Here is a 17,239-nt window from a genome sequence, read left to right as displayed (position 1 = left end):
ACTCAAGTGCCCCGCCGGGCCAGCGGATTGTCCCGGTGGGGCGCTGCGGTATGGTCTGCCGACCCCAAGGCTGATCGAGGAGCGTGCACGTGTTCTACCGGGCCAGTCTGCAGGCCGCTGCAGCCCTTGCTTCCCTTTCTGTGCTGGCCGGCTGCGGTCTGCTGTCCGACAGCAGTTCGGAAACGGACCAGCAGATATCGGTCGGAACGACGAGCTCGCCCTCGACCCTCGATCCCGCGGCCGCGTGGGACGGCTCCTGGGAGCTGATGAGGAACGTCTTCCAGACCCTGGTGAGCTTCCCGACCGGCAGCACCAGCCCCGAGCCGGACGCGGCGAAGGAGTGCCGGTTCACCGACGCCACGAGCATGGCCTACCGGTGCACCCTGCGTTCCGGCCTGACGTTCTCCAACGGCGAGAAGATCGACGCCGAGGCCGTGAAGTACTCCATCGACCGGATCACGAAGATCAAGGTCAAGGGCGGCCCGGCCGGCCTCCTGGGGTCCCTCGACCGGGTCGAGACCAAGGGTGACGACACGGTCGTCTTCCACCTCAGCAGGGCGGACGCGACCTTCCCGTTCATCCTGGCCACACCGGCCATGTCGATCGTCGCCCCCGGTGACTACCCCGAGGACAGCATCCGCGACGACGGCAAGGTCACGGGTTCGGGGCCGTACGTCATGGATGCGTACGAGCCGGGCAAGAAGGCCGAGCTGACCAAGAACCCCAGTTACAAGGGGTTCGCCGACCGGAAGAACGACGCGGTCACGATCCGCTACTTCACCGACTCCACCCCCATGGTGAAGGCGTTGAAGGACAAGGAGATCGACGCCACCTACCGCGGCCTCACCGCCGAGGAGGTCATCGGTCTCGAGGACAACAAGAAGGACAACGACGGCCTGCAGATCGTGGAGTCGGTCGGCGCCGACATCCGCTTCCTCGTCTTCAACCCCAAGGACCCGGCGGCGGGGAAGCTCCCCGTCCGGAGGGCCATCGCCCAGATCGTGGACCGGGACGCCCTCGTCGCCAAGGTCTACCGGGGCACCGCGGAACCGCTCTACTCCATGGTTCCGAAGGGCATCGCCGGTCACGCCACCAGCTTCTTCGACTCCTTCGGCGACCCGGATGTCGCCGAGGCCAGGGCGATACTCTCCCAGGCGGGTATCACCGAGCCGGTCGAGATGACCTTCTGGTACACCACGGACCGCTACGGTTCCTCCACCGCTCCCGAGTTCGCCGAGCTGAAGCGCCAGCTGGAGGCGTCCGGCCTGTTCCGGATCACGCTGAAGAGCGCGCCGTGGAAATCCTTCCAGGAAGGGTTCACCAAGGGTGACTACCCGGTCTTCGGCCGTGGCTGGTTCCCCGACTTCCCGGACCCGGACAACTTCGTGGCGCCCTTCGTCGGCGAGGACAGCGTCACCGGAACCCCGTATCTGGCGAACGAGATCACCCAGGACCTGCTGCCCTCCTCCCGCAAGGAGAGCGACCGCGGTGCGGTCTCCGACCAGTTCAAGCGGGCCCAGGAGATCCTCGTGAAGGACGTGCGGCTGCTGCCCCTGTGGCAGGGCAAGCTCTACGTCGCCGCGGGTGAGGACATCGGCGGAGGCGAGCGCGCGCTCGACCCGCAGACGGTCATGCAGATGTGGGAGCTGTACCGCAAGGCCAGCTGGTAGGAGGGCGACAGCGGGCTCGGCGGGCCGGTTGTCAGTGGGCCCCGGTAGGTTCTGTGGTCAAGAACCGATTGCTTACCGGAGGTTGTGGACGTGACCGACACCGACCTGCTGCCCGAGTCCTGGCGCGGCGTCCTCGGCGAAGAGCTGCAGAAGCCCTACTTCAAGGAGCTCATGGACTTCGTCGAGGAGGAGCGGGCCAGGGGGCCGGTGTATCCGCCGCGCGAACAGGTCTTCGCCGCCCTGGAGGCCACGCCGTACGACCGGGTGAAGGTGCTCATCCTCGGCCAGGACCCCTACCACGGCGAGGGGCAGGGCCACGGCCTCTGCTTCTCGGTCCGGCCGGGCGTGAAGACGCCCCCCTCGCTGCGCAACATCTACAAGGAGATGAACGACGAGCTCGGCCTGCCGGTCCCGGACAACGGATATCTGATGCCGTGGGCCGAGCAGGGCGTCCTGCTGCTCAACGCGGTGCTGACGGTCCGCGGCGGCGAGGCGAATTCGCACAAGGCCAAGGGCTGGGAGAAGGTCACCGACGCGGTGATTCGCGCCGTGGCCGAGCGGCCGGACCCGGCCGTATTCGTCCTCTGGGGCAACTACGCCCAGAAGAAGATCCCGCTGATCGACCAGGACCGCCATGTGGTCGTCAAGGGCGCGCATCCCTCGCCGCTCTCCGCCAAGAAGTGGTTCGGCTCCCGCCCCTTCACGCAGATCAACGAGGCCGTGGCCGCGCAGGGCCACGAGCCCGTCGACTGGCGGATCCCGGACCTGGGCCTCGGGACGACCCGGCCGACCGCCGGGGCACGCGCCTGAGCGTGATTGCCCATGGCTGCCGCTAGCGTCTGAGCCACCGGAACAGGCCGGGCGGTGATCAGGGGAGACCTCTGTAGTGGAGCAGCGGGAAGTGCCGGGGGACGCCGTCATGACCAGGATCGGCCAGGCGATCATGCTGCTCCACGCGGGGGACAGGGAGGAGGCCCGCAACCGGTTCGGGATCCTCTGGTCGGAGATCGGCGAGCGCGGTGCCGCCCTGCACCGCTGCACCCTCGCCCACTACATGGCCGACACCCAGGACGATCCCGGGGACGAGCTCGCCTGGGACCTCCGGGCGCTGACAGCCGCGGAAGGCCTGACCGGGGCGGTGGCCACGGACCCGGGCCCGAGCGCGGCCCCGGACGCGGACACCGACACCGGCACGGACCCGGACGCGGACACCGGCACGGACCCGGGCCCGGGCGGTGAGCGCCGGGAGGTGACCGCCGTGCGGGCCCTCGTCCCCTCCCTGCATCTCAATCTGGCGGCGGACTATCTGAAGCTCCAGCGCTTCGAGTCCGCCCGGGTCCATCTGGACCGTGCCTGGGACGCCGTGGGGGTGCTGGAGGACGACGGATACGGCGGAGGGATCCGCGCCGCCATCGGGCGGTTGGAGCAGCGCATGCGGGGCAACGCGGCGGGGGAGTGACGCGGGCCGGCCCACCCCCGGCGGCCCCGCTCCGGGCCGGTCAGGCGCCGGTCGTGCCGTCGCTCAGCCGGCGGCCCCGGTGCCGAGCATCCCCCGCAGCAGTTCGGCGCAGCCCCTGCGCAGCTCCTCCTCGGCCGGCACGGCCCGGTGGTACGAGCCCACGGCGCACGCGAACATCATCCCCTCCGCCCAGGCCACGACGGACAGCGCGTGGCGCTCCGGTTCGGACGATCCCGCCGCGGTCATGAGGGCCACCAATGGGTCGCGGAACCGTCGGCCCGCGTCGTCGTAGAACGCCCTGAGGTCCGGGCGCCGGGTGGCCTCCAGGGCGAGTTCGTAGCGGCAGACGAGGAGCTCGGTGGAGCCGGTCAGATAGCGGTGCAGCGCGTGTGCCAGCCCGGCGGCGGCTCCGGCCGGATCGCTGCTCGTGAGCAGTTCGCCCGGCGCGAGCACCCGCGCCTCCAGCTCGGCCAGGCGGCGGACGGCGGCTTCCAGCAGGGCCTGCCGGGTGCGGGCGTGGTTGGACGTCGACCCCTGGGGGAGTCCGGCCCGCTCGTCCACCGCCCGATGGGTCAGGCCTCTCATCCCCCGCTCGGCGAGAAGGGTGAGAGCGGTGTCGGCGATCAGTTCGGCGCGGGAGGGTGCGGACGGCCGGGCGGCGTCGGCGGGGGCGGCCGCCGGGGGCGTGGAGCGTGTGGGCATGGAACCAATCTACCGCCTCCACTACACCTGTAGTACGGTAGAGCTCACCTACTACAGATGTAGTTCCGAGGAGGAGTCGGTCATGACGACGTCCCGTGCGGTGGTCATCGGCAGCGGAATCGGCGGACTCACCGCCGCGGCGGCACTGCACCGGAGCGGGTGGCAGGTCACCGTGCTCGAGCGCGCCGCCTCACTGGAACCCGTCGGCGCGGGCATCAGCCTCGCCCCCAACTCCCAGCGCGCTCTCGACGTCATCGAACTCGGTGACGAGGTCAGATCCCTCGCGGCCTGGCAGGGGGACGGCGGCATGCGCACACCGTCGGGACGCTGGCTCGCCCGCACGGACAGCGCCGCCGCGGCGGAGCGCTTCGGCGGGCCGCTCGTCCTGCTGCACCGCTCGGCGCTCGTCGACCTGCTGCGCGCACGGCTCCCCGAGGGCGCCGTGCGCACCGGGACACCGGCGCGACTCGTGGATCCGGGCCGGGCGGGCGGAAGCCCGGCCCTCGTCAGGACGGCCGCCGGTGACATCGAGGCCGAACTGGTGGTCGGTGCCGACGGCATCGGCTCGGCCGTGCGCACCGAGCTGTTCCCCAGTCATCCCGGTCCCTCGTACAGCGGCTTCACCACCTGGCGCGTCCTCGCCCCCGGGCTGGGCCGCGCCTTCAGCTCGCACGAGACCTGGGGCCGCGGCGCACTCTGGGGCAGCCACCCCCTGAAGAACGGCGGGATCTACGCCTACGCCGCGGCAGCGGTCCCCGCCGGAGCCCGGGCCGCCGACGACGAGAAGGCCGAGCTGCTGCGCCGGTACGGCGACTGGCACGACCCGATCCCCGCGATCATCGACGCCGTCGAGCCCGACCATGTCCTGCGCCACGACGTGTACCAGCTGGCCGATCCGCTGCCGTCGTTCCACCGGGGGCGCACCGTCCTCGTCGGCGACTCGGCGCACGCCATGGTGCCCTTCCTCGGCCAGGGCGGTAACCAGGCCATCGAGGACGCCGTCGTGCTCGCCCACCACGTCACACCGGACGGTGACCTGGGAGCGGGTGTGGCCGCCTACAGCGCGGCCAGGCACCCCCGTACGACCGCCATGGTCCGCAAGGCGGCGCAGGTGTCCCGGATGACAGGGCTGTCCGCTGCGCCGGCCGTCGCCCTCCGGAACGCGCTGATGTCCGCCGTCTCCCGTCTGGGCCCGGGGCTCGTCCTGCGCACGTTCGACGGGATCTGCGACTGGCAGCCGCCCCGGCGCACGTATGCTGCCGGGACCAGGGAAGGACAGACGACGCGACCGTGACAAGGCCCTGGTCAAGGCGACAGGGAGAACTTCGTGAAGGTCGGCTGCATCGGGCTCGGCGACATCGCGCAGAAGGCGTATCTGCCGGTACTGACGACTCTGCCCGGCGTCGAACTGCATCTGCAGACCCGCACCCCGGCCACGCTGGCGGCTGTCGCCGGGGCCCACCGGATTCCCGGGCCGCAGTGCCACGAGGACCTCGGCTCGCTGCTCGACGTGGGGCTGGACGCCGCGTTCGTGCACGCGCCGACCGCCGCGCACGCGGAGATCGTGGGCCGGCTGCTCGAAGCGGGCGTCCCCACCTACGTCGACAAACCCCTCTCCTACGAACTCGCGGAGTCCGAGCGGCTGGTGTCCCTCGCCGAGGAGCGCCGTGTCTCCCTCGCGGTCGGGTTCAACCGCAGGCTCGCCCCGTCGTACGCGCAGTGCGCCGAGCACCCGCGGGAGCTGATCCTCCTGCAGAAGAACAGGGTGGGCCTGCCCGAGGACCCGCGCACCATGGTGCTGGACGACTTCATCCACGTCGTCGACACCCTGCGCTTCCTGGTTCCCGGCCCCGTGTCGAACGTCGTCGTGCGGGCACGGATCGCCGAAGGGCTCATGCACCACGTGGTGCTCCAGCTGTCCGGCGACGGATTCACCGCCATCGGCATGATGAACCGGCTCAACGGATCCACGGAGGAGATCCTGGAGGTCTCGGGGCAGGACACCAAGCGGCAAATCCTCAACCTCGCCGACGTCGTGGACCACAAGGGGCAGCCGACCCTGCGGCGGCGCGGGGACTGGGTGCCGGTCGCCCGCCAGCGCGGAATCGAGCAGAGCGTGCTGTCCTTCCTGGACGCGGTGCGGTCCGGCGAGGTGCTCAGCGCGCGGGACGCCCTGGAGACCCACCGGCTGTGCGAGCGGGTGGTCCTGGACGCCGCGGAGCAGGCGTCCTGAGGGACCGCAGCCCCGCCGCACCGAAGAAGACGGCCAGCACCGCCAGCGCGCCGTACACGGGCCAGGCCCCCAGCCGGACGTAGAGGGTGGTGCCCTGGGTGAGCGGTACGTCGTAGACGGCGGCCCCGCTCGTGTCCGTACCCAGCGGTGCTCCCACCCGCTCACCCCGGGGGCCGTACGCCGTGCTCACGCCCGTCAGCGTGGCGTGCACCATCGGGCGGCCCGTCTCCGCCGCCCGCAGCGCCCCCAGCGAGGCGTGCTGCTCGGGGGCCCAGCTCCGCTGGAACGTCGAGGTGGAGGACTGGGCGACGATCAGCTGGGCGCCGTCCTTCGTCAGCTGCCGGCTCATGTCGGGGAACGCCGACTCGAAGCACACCAGGGGGCCCACCCGCAGCCCGTCCGGCAGCTCCATCACCACGGGCTCACTTCCCCGCAGCCGGTCCTCACCCGCGGCCTTGCCCACCGAGGTCGCCCAGCCGAGGAGCGCGCGGGCCGGGACGTACTCACCGAACGGCACCAGGCGCATCTTGTCGTAGCGGTCCCCGGTCGGGCCGTCCGGACCCACCAGCACCGCGGACTTGAAGATTCCGGCGCGGGCGGGGCCGTCCGTGCGCCGGGCGTCCATGTTGACCAGCACATCTGCCCCGACCAGACGGGACAGCGCGGCGACACGGTCCGCCGTCGCCCTGCTCCGCGACAGATCGACGGCCACGCTGCTCTCGCCCCACACCACCAGGTCCACGTCCCGGCCCGCGAGGCCCCGGGTCAGTTCCTCGCCACGCGCGAAGCGGCGTTCGATGCTGCCGGGACCCTCGACGACACCCGGCTGCACGACGGCGATCCGGGCCGTCCCGGTCTCGTCGGGCAGCGGCGCCCAGAGCACCGTCGCGCCCACACCCAGCGCCCCCGCCACCAGACACGCGGCCCCGGCCGTACGGGCCGCCGGCACGGCCAGCAGCAGCACGACGGCCGTGTTCACGGCCACGAGTCCCAGACTCACCAGCCACACACCCCCCACCGAGGCGACGCGCAGCGCCGGCGGGACGTCCCACTGGCCGGCACCCAGCAGCCCCCAGGGGCCGCCGAGCCCTTCCCAGGAGCGGACCAGTTCGATCATCAGCCATCCGGAGGGCACCACGGCCACCGCGGCCACCGAACGCCGGACGGACGGTGAGCCCCCCAGAAGCCGGGCCACGAGCACGCCCCAGGGAGCCCAGAGCAGCCCCAGCAGGGCGGCGAGCAGCAGAATGAAGACATGGAGGCTCGGCATCAGCCAATGGTGCGCGGCGAGCATGAAGCCCGTACCGCCGAGCCAGCCGTCGACCGCCGCACGGCGGTCCGTGGCCGCCGAGCGGATCAGCAGCAGCCAGGGCACCAGGGCGACGTAGGCGAGCCACCAGAGTGAGGGGGCGGGAAACGTCAGGGCGGGCAGGGCGCCCGCGCACAGGGCCACGGCGCCACGCCCCGTCCTGGACCGCAGCAGCCGCTCGTACGGCCGTGCGCCTTCGTCACCGGCCGGTTCGTCGCGAAGCCGCCCGCGCAGCATCGGCATACATGCCCTCCTCGCCGGTCGTGCGCCTGATCCCAGTGTGGTGCAGAAGATCAGCAGCGCACAGGGGGCGTGCCGCGGCCACCGGACGGGCGCCCCCGACGGCAGCGGATCAGCCGGCGACCGCCCCCGGCGCGTACCGCCACTTCCGGTGCGCCGTGACGGTCCGGATCCGCCAGCCCGGTTCCGTACGCACCAGCTCGAAGTCGTACCCGCCGCCGGTGACCTGGGCCGGAGCCGTCTCCCCCTCCCAGGCCGCCGGGCCCGTCGGGCTGAGGTAGTCGGCCCGCACCTGCGCCCGGTCACCGGGGTAGCCGCCCAGATCCTGGAGATCGAGGCGCCTGTTGACGATCAGGTGCTGGCGGGCGGGGTGAGGCCGCAGGCTCTCCGCCAGCCACCCCGCGGCCTCGGCGGCCGGCCCTTCGGCACCGCCCGCACCGCGGTAGTCGGCGTGTCCGTCCGGCGTGAACAGGGCGCCGTAGTCCTCCCAGGCCCCGTCACCCCATGCCACGGCGTAGTCGGTGATCACTGCATCGATGGAGAGCCGGTCCATCACCGTCGCGAGAGCCACGCGCTGTGTCATCGCCCAAGTCTCGGCCGTCGCACGCCGCACGCCAAGGGCCCGGGCACGGCATCTCGGCCCAGGCCGGGGACACGCGTCACGTGGGGACGACGGCCACCGGGCCGAGGGCGTGCGTCACCGTCGTCTGCGCGACGGGGGAGAGGCCCAGCCCGAGGGCCTCGCCGCCCCTGCGCCGCCCGACCACGGTCAGCGCGGCGGTGGCCGATGCCGTGACCAGGGTGCGGGACGCCGAACCCCGGACCGGTTCGCGCACGACCTCCACCCGCGGGTACCTCTCGCGCCGGCCCGCCGTGAGTTCGGCGAGCACCCGCTCGGCCGACTCCGCCGCCGCTTCGCTGTCGAACACCGGGCCGCCGGACAGCATCGAGGAGAACATCGTCCACCCGTGCACCAGCCGCAGCCGTGCACCCGGCCTGGCGGAGGCGGCCGCGTAGGCGAAATCGAGGACCGTGCCGCTGCTGTCGTCGGCGGCGACCCCCGCGACCACGTCCGGGAAGGCGTCCGGCGGCTCCACCCCGCCCTCGTCCGTCCTGCCGGTGTGGGCGACGACGACCGGACAGTGCGCCATCGAGGCGGTGGCCAGGCTGTTGGATCCGATCATCAGCGAGCGGAATCCGCCGAGACCACGCGAACCGACGACCACCAGCGAGGCGTCACGGCTGAGCGAGGTCAGCGCCGCCGAGGGAAAGTCCAGCGGCGCCAGCGTCGAGGTGGGCAGCTCGGGGGCGAGCCGGGAGGTCCGCAGCGCGGCCTGCGCCAGCAGTTCCTCGGCCTCCCGCAGCCCTCTCTCCTCCTCCGCACGCCGGGTGGGCGGCCTGACATGCACGATCAGCAACGGAAGACCGGTGCGCACCGCCTCGGCGGCCGCCCAGTCGAGCGCCTCCCAGCTGTGGGCGGAACCGTCCACGGCGGCGATCACGGGAAGGTCGTCGGCGGTCATGCACGCCTCCACGGGGTCGGAGAGCTTCCGGGCGGGGCGGGGCAGCCCCGAATCGTGATTATGACCCGGCCGGGCGCGGGGGGCCCGGCGGGCCCTCACCGGCGTACGCGTGGCACTGTGCAGCGGACGTAACCACGCCTGATCGTCCGGCGTGACACCCGGGAAACGGGCGTTTCGTACCGTCGCGACATCAGCGTCCCCCATGAAAGGCCGTCCATGACCGTGCCGAACCCGCAGCCGGACACTCCCGCCCAGGTGCGGACGGTCTGCTCGTACTGCGGTGTCGGGTGCGGGATGGTCCTGGACGTCGGGATGGGCCCCGACGGCCGGCGCACCGTCCTCAAGGCCACGGGGGACAAGGCGCACCCCACGAACGGCGGGCGGCTCTGCACCAAGGGGGCGACGAGCGCGGAGATGCTGGCCGCACCGGGCCGGCTGACGACGGCCCTGGTCCGGGCCGACCGCAGCGAGGAGCCCGCGCCGCTGCCCATGGAAGCAGCCGTCAAGGAGACCGCGCGACGGCTGCGCGCGGTCGTGGACGAGCACGGACCCGACGCGCTCGCCCTCTACGTCTCCGGACAGATGACGCTGGAGGCGCAGTACCTCGCCAACAAGCTGGCCAAGGGTTTCGTCCGCACGAGCTGGATCGAGTCCAACTCCCGGCTCTGCATGGCCAGTGCGGGCAGCGGCTACAAACTCTCGCTGGGCGCCGACGGCCCACCCGGGTCGTACGAGGACTTCGACCACGCCGACACGTTCTTCGTCATCGGCTCCAACATGGCCGACTGCCACCCCATCCTCTTCCTCCGCCTCATGGAGAGGGTGAAGGCCGGCGCGAAACTCATCGTCGTCGACCCCCGGCGCAACGCCACCGCCGCCAAGGCCGACCTGTTCCTTCAGATACGCCCGGGCACGGACCTCGCCCTGCTCAACGGTCTCATGCACCTCCTCGTGGAGAACGGCCACACCGACCCGGAGTTCATCGCCGAGCACACCGAGGGCTGGGAGGCGATGCCCGGCTTCCTGCGGGACTACGCGCCCGCCGCGGTCGCGGAGATCACCGGCATCCCCGAGGCGGACATCCGGCTGGCCGCCCGCTGGATCGGCGAGGCGGGCGAGTGGATGAGCTGCTGGACCATGGGCCTCAACCAGAGCACCCACGGCACCTGGAACACCAACGCCCTGATCAATCTGCATCTGGCCACCGGAGCCGTCTGCCGCCCCGGCAGCGGCCCCTTCTCGCTCACCGGCCAGCCCAACGCCATGGGCGGCCGCGAGATGGGCTACATGGGCCCCGGCCTGCCCGGGCAGCGTGGCCTGCAGTCCGACGAGGACCGCGCCTTCACCGAGGAGCTGTGGGGCGTCGCCCCCGGGACCCTGCGCACGGACGCCGCGGGCATCGGGACCGTCGACATGTTCCGGCACATGTCGGACGGCGCGATCAAGGCCTGCTGGATCATCTGCACCAATCCGGTGGCATCCGTGGCCAACCGCCGAACGGTCATCGAAGGGCTCGAGTCCGCGGAGTTCGTGGTCACCCAGGACGTGTTCGCCGACACCGAGACCAACGCGTACGCCGATGTCGCCCTGCCCGCCGCGCTGTGGGGCGAGGCCGAGGGCGTCATGATCAACTCGGAACGGAACCTCACGCTCGCCGTACAGGCCGCCGATCCGCCGGGGGAGGCCTGGCCGGACTGGCGGATCATCGCGCGGATCGCCTACGAGATGGGGTACGAGGAGGCCTTCGGCTACAGCAGCGCCGAGGAGGTCTTCGAGGAGATCAAGCGGGCCCACAACCCGGGGACCGGCTACGACCTGCGCGGAGTCACCTACGAGCGGCTGCGACGCACCCCCGTCCAGTGGCCCAGCGCCGCCCCCGACGGCCCGGCGCGCAACCCGGTCCGCTACCTCAACGACGGTGTCAGCCGAAACCGGGTCGTACGCGCCGACGGGAGCGTGCCACGGCTCGTGTTCCCCACCCCGAGCGGGCGGGCGGTGTTCTTCGCCCGTCCGCACATGCCGCCGGCCGAGATGCCCGACGACGACTTCCCCTTCGTGCTCAACACCGGCCGCCTCCAGCACCAGTGGCACACCCTCACGAAGACGGGGAAGGTCGCCAAGCTCAACAGGCTGAACCCCGGCCCCTTCGTGGAGATCAACCCGCGGGACGCGGCGGCCCTCTCGATCACGGAGGGCGACCCGGTCGAGGTCGCCTCGCGGCGCGGCCGGGCCGTGCTGCCGGCCGTCGTGACCGACCGGGTGCGGCCCGGCGACTGCTTCGCGCCGTTCCACTGGAACGATCTCTTCGGCGAGTACCTCAGCGTCAACGCCGTCACCAACGACGCCGTCGACCCGGTCTCCTTCCAGCCCGAGTTCAAGGTCTGCGCGGTGACGCTCGTGAAGGTCGCCGCCGTCGTGCCGGACGCCGCGCCGGCCCCCGCCGTCCCTGTCCCGGCTGCCGTGGACGGCCCCGCCGCCGCCCTCGCCGGGGTGTTCGGGATCGCGGACACGGCCCCGCCCGTACTGGCCGACCACGAGCGCCGCTATCTGTCCGGATTCCTCGCGGGACTCGGCACACAGCCTGCGGGCACCCCCGTACTGCCGGTGCACGCGCCGTTCGAACCCGGCCGTGCCCTGTGGGTCAACGGCGTACTGGCCGGCATGTTCTCGCGCGCGCCCGGCGATGCCTCCCGCGCCCCGGAGTCCGTCGGGACGGCCCCGGGGGCCGGCGCCGCACCGGACCGGCAGGTCGTCGTCCTGTGGGCCTCGCAGACCGGCAACGCCGAGGAGGTCGCCGCGGCCGCGGCCCGGCGGCTGACCGCCGAAGGCCGGACGGCGACCCTCCTGGGGATGGACGACAGCCCCCTGGACAGCCTGCCGCGCACAGCCGATCTGCTGGTCGTCACCAGCACGTTCGGCGACGGGGACGCGCCGGACAACGGCACCGGATTCTGGGAGTCGCTCAACGCACCCGGCACGCCCCGGCTGGACGGGGTCCGCTACGCCGTACTCGCCCTCGGGGACTCCTCGTACGACGACTTCTGCGGGCACGGCAGGCGGCTCGACGAGCGGTTCGGTGAGCTGGGTGCCGTGCGGCTCGTCCCGCGTACGGACTGCGAACCGGACTACGAGGAGCCGGCCGGGCGGTGGCTCGACGAGGTGTTCGCCGCCCTGGGCGCCCCGTCCGTCCCCGCCGGACCCACGGCTCCCGCCGCCCCTCCGGCGCCGGCCCGTTCCACCAGGACGGCGACCGGGCGGCTCGTGGGCAACCAGTTGCTCAGCCTTCCCGGCGCCACCAAGGAAGTGCGCCGGTTCACCTTCGCCACGCAGGACAGCCCCGTACCGCTCACGTACGAGGCGGGTGACGCACTCGGCGTGGAGGCGCTCAACTGCCCGGAACTGGTGGCGGAATGGCTGGCGGTGACCGGCCTGGACCCCACGGACACCGTCGAGGTGTCAGGCGTCGGGCCCGTGCCCCTGGGCGAGGCTCTCCACCGTCACCTGGACATCGCCCGGATCACCCCCGGGCTGCTGCGGCTGGTCGCCGAACGCACCCACGACCGCACCCTCAAGAAGCTCCTGCGCCCGGACAACAAGGGCGAACTCGCCCAGTGGACCTGGGGCCGGCAGGCCGTCGACGTCATCGCCGAGCACTCCGCCCGCGCCTCCGCGGCCGAGTGGGCCGGGGCCCTCACGCGCCTCCGGCCGAGGCTCTACTCCATATCGTCCAGCCCGCTCACCGACCCCGGCCTCGTGAGTCTCACCGTCTCCGTCGTCCGCTACGAGAACCGGCACGGCGCCGTCCGCAAGGGCGTGGCCTCCACTTTCCTCGCCGACGCGGAACCGGGCAGCTCCGTCCCCGTGTTCGTCCAGCGCGCCCCGCACTTCCGCCCGCCGGCCGACCCGGCCACCCCCATGGTGATGGTCGGTCCCGGCACCGGGGTCGCCCCGTTCGTCGGGTTCCTCGACGAACGCCGCGCCCTCGGCCACCGCGCCGCGAACTGGCTGTTCTTCGGCGAGCAGCGCGAGGCGACCGACTTCTACTACCGCGACGAACTCGACTCCCTGCGCCGCGACTCCACCCTCACCCGGCTGGACACCGCCTTCTCCCGCGACCAGCGGGCCAAGATCTACGTACAGGACCGGATGCGGGAGCACGGTGCCCAGCTCTGGTCCTGGCTCCAGGACGGCGCCCACTTCTACGTCTGCGGCGACGCCTCCCGGATGGCGAAGGACGTGGACCGGGCGCTGCGGGACATCGCCATGGCCCACGGCGGACTCCAGGAGGACGCCGCCGCCGCGTACGTCAAGCAGCTCGCCGCCGACAAACGGTATGTGCGCGACGTGTACTGAGCTCAGTTCCCCGGCACGGCGGCGCTGAAGGCCGGCAGATACGCGGACTCGTGGCCCTCGGCCGTCGGGTGGACGTTCGAGCTGCTGATCCAGGCGTCGCTCGTGCAGATCTCGTGCCCGGCGAACGCGGGCCGGCCGTCCGCGAACGCGAACCCGGCCGCCGCCGCGCGGCCCTCGATCGTCTCGTTGAGCAGATCCGAACCCTGGTTGACGGCCGTGCGCTTGGCGGAGCTGAGCCCGCCGAGGCAGAGGCCGCCCTCCTTGTAGAGGTACGGGTAACCGATGACGACGACCTGGGCGTGGGGCGCCCGGGCGCGGACGGTCGCGTAGAGGCTGTCCAGCTCGCCCGGCAGCTCGTTCACGACGTACTCCCCGGCCGTCTCCAGGGCCCGCTCGCAGGCCGACTGCGTGGAGTACTGACAGCTGAGCATGGTCGAGGCGAAGCCGGAGTCGTTGCCCCCGATGCTCAGACTGACCAGCGTGGTGTCCTCGTCCAGCTCATCCACCTGGTCGCCGAGCACGTCGGGGATCTTCGCACCACCGCAGGCGGCGAACGAGAACGAGGCCGGGTCGTTGGCCTCGGCCCAGAGAGCGGGGTAGGCGTTACGGCTCCGGGTGCACGCGACGTCGGAGTAGCTGCCGGCGCCGGTGCCGGAGGCGTACGAGTCGCCGAGGGCCACGTAGTTCACCTCGGCGGCCTCCGGGGCGGCTGCGGCGGTGGACGGGGTGACCGAAGCGATCGCGAGGGCCAGCAGTGCGGCACCGGCGGTACGGGGGAGGGGCATGGGTTCTCCGTGGTGTGGGAGGGAACGCGGCCGGCGCACGGCTGCCGCGCGAGGCGGACGGCCGTGACCACGCCCAACCTCCCGCCCCGGCGCGCCTGCGTCATCGGCGAAATGACCCGTCCCCCGGCGAGCTGCTACGGCGCTGCCCTCGGCCTCGCGGCCTGCACCGCCCAGCACCCTCCCGGAGCCGCCAGAACCCCGTCAGCCGGCGGACTCGCCCGCGTGGGGGCTCAGCGCACCCGCTCCGACCAGGATGAACAGCACGATGCCTGCACCGGGCGGTGCAGGGCGCGGACCCGATCGATGGAGGCAGTCAGACGTCGCATCTCCTCCGCCGCCGTCCAAAGCCACTTCATGGAGCGGACCCACCGTCTCCGGCTCAGGGCCGTCGGCCACCAGAGCTTGAGGGGCGACGCCCAGCGCCTCAGCGATCGAGACCAGGTCGTTGACTGTGATGCGGCGCCTGCCGACTTCCATCGACCAACGGCGTTGGCCCCTTCGAACCGAGGCGGTCGGCAAGGTCGCGCTGGCTGCGGATCGACTTCACGTTCGCGGCAACCCGCTGCTCGGGGGTGATCGGCAGCCCGGTGGTGGGGATGGTGATGCGGCGCCTCCAGCAAGGGCGTTGGCAGGGGCGGCGACGGGTTGCGTAGCGACCATCCTCAGGGCCATCCGCCCAGCTGTGCTCCTCGCGATGTCGATCCTCATGACACAGCGCACCCGCATGGTGATCCACGAGCAAGGACGCGAGAGGGCGGGGGAGTAGTAGCCAGTACGGGCGTTACTCGATCGTGCCGGCGAACTCCGGGAACGCGTCGAAGCCGTCATCGCTTGTCCGCTGCACCGTGACGACAATGTCCTTCCCGTACCGCTTCTCCAGGGCATTGTCGTCGGTCTTCACCGCAGACACCCCCGGAGCCAGCCTGCCCTCCAACGGGGCGCTGCCCTTCTCGAACGTCGAGTTGGACGCGGTGCCGCCGTTCGTCGCACCGTCCACGAGGATCGAGATGTAGCTCAGGTTGATGGTCTGGCGGCTCTTGTTGTCGAGCTTCAACTGGACCCGGAACTCAGTGTTCTTCGGGTCCGGCTCCTCGTATTCACCCCAGTCCGAGAACACAGCCGCTTCCACGACGGTGACCTCCAGGCCGTCCTCCCACGCGTAGGGCTTCCCGAACTCCAGGCCAGTACTCGGCCCGCCATCCCCGCCGGTCCCCGCGTCCTCACCCGAGCAGGCCTCCACCCAGTCCGCCTGGCTTAGCGACTTGTCGGAACAGTCGACCTCATGCACCGGGGTCGACGCCTTCACCGCGGACTTCGGTGCGACCGGCTTATCAGCACCACCGCAGGCCGCAAGCGAACAGGCGAGCAACAGGGTGACGGCAGCAGTGGTACGGGTGCGCATCAGCAACTCTCCTCGAACTTCACCGCAGTGAACTCGACAGGCTGACCGTTCAACGCAGTCCCAGGCGAGGGCGACTGGGTGCACACCTGCCAGTTGCTCTCCAGCAGAACCATGCGCCCTTCCGCGGCATCGGTCGTTGTGATCGACGTACCTGCGTCCAGGGCGCCGCGGGCCGCCTTGACCGACTTCCCGACGAGGTTCGGCATCGACGCTCCCGCCTTCTGGGGGGCTTTGGCGTCGTTCGAGGGGCAGGCCTCCTCAAGCTTGACTGTGCCGAAGACCAGCTCGGTATCGGTCGGTACCGTCTTGCCTGCCTTGACGCTCTGGGAGCAGACCTTCCAAATTCGGTCCAGGGCCTGAAGCCTGTCGCGGCCAGCACTGTCGTGGGACGTGAGCAGGTAGAAGCCTTCCGCCTGCGCCTTGTCCTGTGCGGACTGCAGGCCCATGCCAACGAAGTTGAGAACGGCCTTCGACTCGACGGGCTCCTCTTCCTTCTCGGACGGCGCCGTGGAAGGGGTGGGAGTGCTCGGCTCGGTGGTCGCCGGCGCGGCAGGCTTCGAGTCGGTGGTCGTCGCTGGTTCGCAGCCGACGAGAGTGCCTGCGGCAAGGCAGGCGAGAGCGGCGATCAGAGTGCGGGTGTTCAAGTTGTCCCCCAAGAGCGTTTCGTGAGGGCATGACCGTAGCCGGGCGCTATGCCGCGGGGGAGCGGGATGTTCCGGTGGTGACGGAGTTGTGACCAAACGGTGGGGGCGTAGTGTACGAGCCCTGCCACAGGATGGGGCGCCGCTCACCCAACTCGCGTACTCTGTAAGCGGCGCGGGGCCAAACGAACGGACCAACCATGTTCAAGATCCCCGACCGTGTCGCAGACCTCTTCGGTGACCACCGCATCCGGGACGAGTTCGAGCAGGCACTTAGGGCCGCCGACAGTTTCTATCAAGGCCAGCGCATTTACCTCGACGACGGACCCTTCTCCGGAGCCGTCCAGGTCGTGTATCAGACGCTCGAAGACATCGACCTCGCCGAGGTTCCAGAAGGTGATCGCAGCATGGTCGCAGGCGTGCGGGCTCTGGCGCGCCAGTTGAAGCTGTCGGGCTACGCCATGGGGCTGGCGCGCGATGCCGATGAGCGCGTGCGCGACGATTGGCGGGAGCTGCTGGCCTTCACGCGCACTGGGCTCGACGGCTGGGATGCGCAAGCGGACCATGACGGTCCGGTCTTGTGTGCGCAGTGGATCGTCGACCCCTGCGAGTACTACATGTCTGGAGCCGGGTCGGCCGAGGATAGGGACGACTGCTCCGCCGCCCTCCGCCAGCTTGCCACGCACTTCTCCGGGAACTCCGGCTTCCGCCCGGAGTGGGCCCTGCGGGTCAAGGAGTAGCAAAGCGCAGGAGGCCGGAGCACCCATGAGTGCCTCCTGCGCCTACTTCTCTCTGAATGGAGCCGGCCCGCTCCCCTGGATCTCTGCGCTTCCGGAGCCGGCGCCACCTGACGTCGCAATGAACTGCCCTCGCGCCCGTCCGGCACCGTAGCGTCGCAGGACCGTCATCGAACCAGCCGACG

Annotated in this window: 14 protein-coding genes; 7 read left to right on the top strand and 7 right to left on the bottom strand. The window is 71.3% G+C overall.

Features of this window, described 5'->3' with window-relative positions; translation table 11 throughout:
- The first annotated feature begins 89 nt into the window (after positions 1-89).
- From ACIP63_RS18485 to ACIP63_RS18475, 3 genes are all read left to right on the top strand, one after another.
- Positions 90-1,670, top strand: a complete 1,581-nt coding sequence (locus tag ACIP63_RS18485) for an ABC transporter substrate-binding protein (RefSeq protein ID WP_401516777.1) — start codon at positions 90-92, stop codon at positions 1,668-1,670.
- A gap of 90 nt (positions 1,671-1,760) precedes the next feature.
- A complete protein-coding gene (locus tag ACIP63_RS18480; protein WP_393765495.1) occupies positions 1,761-2,480 on the top strand; it encodes a uracil-DNA glycosylase in 720 nt (239 codons plus the stop codon).
- 76 nt (positions 2,481-2,556) lie between these two features.
- Positions 2,557-3,129 carry a hypothetical protein gene (locus ACIP63_RS18475; protein ID WP_401516774.1) on the top strand — a complete coding sequence of 191 codons (573 nt, stop codon included), beginning with the start codon at positions 2,557-2,559 and terminating at the stop codon, positions 3,127-3,129.
- Between the two features lie 63 nt (positions 3,130-3,192).
- Here ACIP63_RS18475 and ACIP63_RS18470 read toward each other — a convergent pair whose 3' ends face one another.
- A complete protein-coding gene (locus tag ACIP63_RS18470) occupies positions 3,193-3,831 on the bottom strand; it encodes a TetR/AcrR family transcriptional regulator (RefSeq protein ID WP_401516772.1) in 639 nt (212 codons plus the stop codon).
- A gap of 82 nt (positions 3,832-3,913) precedes the next feature.
- Here ACIP63_RS18470 and ACIP63_RS18465 point away from each other — a divergent pair, with 82 nt between their 5' ends.
- Together ACIP63_RS18465 and ACIP63_RS18460 are read left to right on the top strand one after the other, a co-directional pair.
- Positions 3,914-5,125 (top strand): FAD-dependent monooxygenase, encoded by a 1,212-nt coding sequence (locus ACIP63_RS18465; RefSeq protein WP_401516770.1) that lies wholly within the window; start codon positions 3,914-3,916, stop codon positions 5,123-5,125.
- A gap of 33 nt (positions 5,126-5,158) precedes the next feature.
- Positions 5,159-6,064, top strand: a complete 906-nt coding sequence (locus ACIP63_RS18460; protein WP_401516769.1) for a Gfo/Idh/MocA family protein — start codon at positions 5,159-5,161, stop codon at positions 6,062-6,064.
- On the opposite strand, the gene lnt is transcribed toward ACIP63_RS18460, so the two are convergent.
- The 3 genes from lnt to ACIP63_RS18445 all read right to left on the bottom strand — a co-directional run bounded on the left by lnt (position 5,988) and on the right by ACIP63_RS18445 (position 9,136).
- The gene (gene lnt, locus ACIP63_RS18455; protein ID WP_401516767.1) at positions 5,988-7,616 is read right to left on the bottom strand and encodes an apolipoprotein N-acyltransferase; all 1,629 of its coding nucleotides are present in this window, start codon (positions 7,614-7,616) and stop codon (positions 5,988-5,990) included. The two genes, ACIP63_RS18460 and lnt, sit on opposite strands and share 77 nt — an antisense overlap.
- A gap of 109 nt (positions 7,617-7,725) precedes the next feature.
- Complete coding sequence (locus ACIP63_RS18450) at positions 7,726-8,196, bottom strand: nuclear transport factor 2 family protein (RefSeq protein ID WP_401516765.1); 471 nt, start codon at positions 8,194-8,196, stop codon at positions 7,726-7,728.
- 76 nt (positions 8,197-8,272) lie between these two features.
- Positions 8,273-9,136, bottom strand: a complete 864-nt coding sequence (locus tag ACIP63_RS18445; protein ID WP_401516763.1) for a universal stress protein — start codon at positions 9,134-9,136, stop codon at positions 8,273-8,275.
- Between the two features lie 216 nt (positions 9,137-9,352).
- Between ACIP63_RS18445 and ACIP63_RS18440 the strand changes: the two genes are divergently transcribed.
- On the top strand, positions 9,353-13,489 hold the full coding sequence (locus tag ACIP63_RS18440) for a molybdopterin-dependent oxidoreductase (protein WP_401516761.1): 4,137 nt from the start codon (positions 9,353-9,355) through the stop codon (positions 13,487-13,489).
- A gap of 2 nt (positions 13,490-13,491) precedes the next feature.
- Here the strand turns inward: ACIP63_RS18440 and ACIP63_RS18435 are convergent, their stop codons facing one another.
- The 3 genes from ACIP63_RS18435 to ACIP63_RS18425 form a co-directional block, all read right to left on the bottom strand.
- Positions 13,492-14,274 carry an SGNH/GDSL hydrolase family protein gene (locus tag ACIP63_RS18435; protein WP_401516759.1) on the bottom strand — a complete coding sequence of 261 codons (783 nt, stop codon included), beginning with the start codon at positions 14,272-14,274 and terminating at the stop codon, positions 13,492-13,494.
- A 781-nt stretch (positions 14,275-15,055) separates the two neighbouring features.
- Positions 15,056-15,676: a hypothetical protein gene (locus ACIP63_RS18430; protein ID WP_401516757.1), complete on the bottom strand. Its 621-nt coding sequence runs from the start codon at positions 15,674-15,676 to the stop codon at positions 15,056-15,058.
- Positions 15,676-16,320, bottom strand: a complete 645-nt coding sequence (locus tag ACIP63_RS18425) for a PASTA domain-containing protein (protein ID WP_401516755.1) — start codon at positions 16,318-16,320, stop codon at positions 15,676-15,678. The genes ACIP63_RS18430 and ACIP63_RS18425 overlap by 1 nt, the downstream gene beginning before the upstream one ends.
- 197 nt (positions 16,321-16,517) lie before the next feature.
- Here ACIP63_RS18425 and ACIP63_RS18420 point away from each other — a divergent pair, with 197 nt between their 5' ends.
- Positions 16,518-17,057 carry a hypothetical protein gene (locus ACIP63_RS18420; protein WP_401516754.1) on the top strand — a complete coding sequence of 180 codons (540 nt, stop codon included), beginning with the start codon at positions 16,518-16,520 and terminating at the stop codon, positions 17,055-17,057.
- Positions 17,058-17,239 lie beyond the last annotated feature (182 nt).

Origin of the sequence: Streptomyces sp. NPDC088746 (assembly GCF_044751065.1) — a bacterium.
GTDB lineage: Bacteria > Actinomycetota > Actinomycetes > Streptomycetales > Streptomycetaceae > Streptomyces.
Note: the sequence above shows the minus strand (reverse complement) of the source record. Positions and strands in the feature narration are given on the sequence as shown.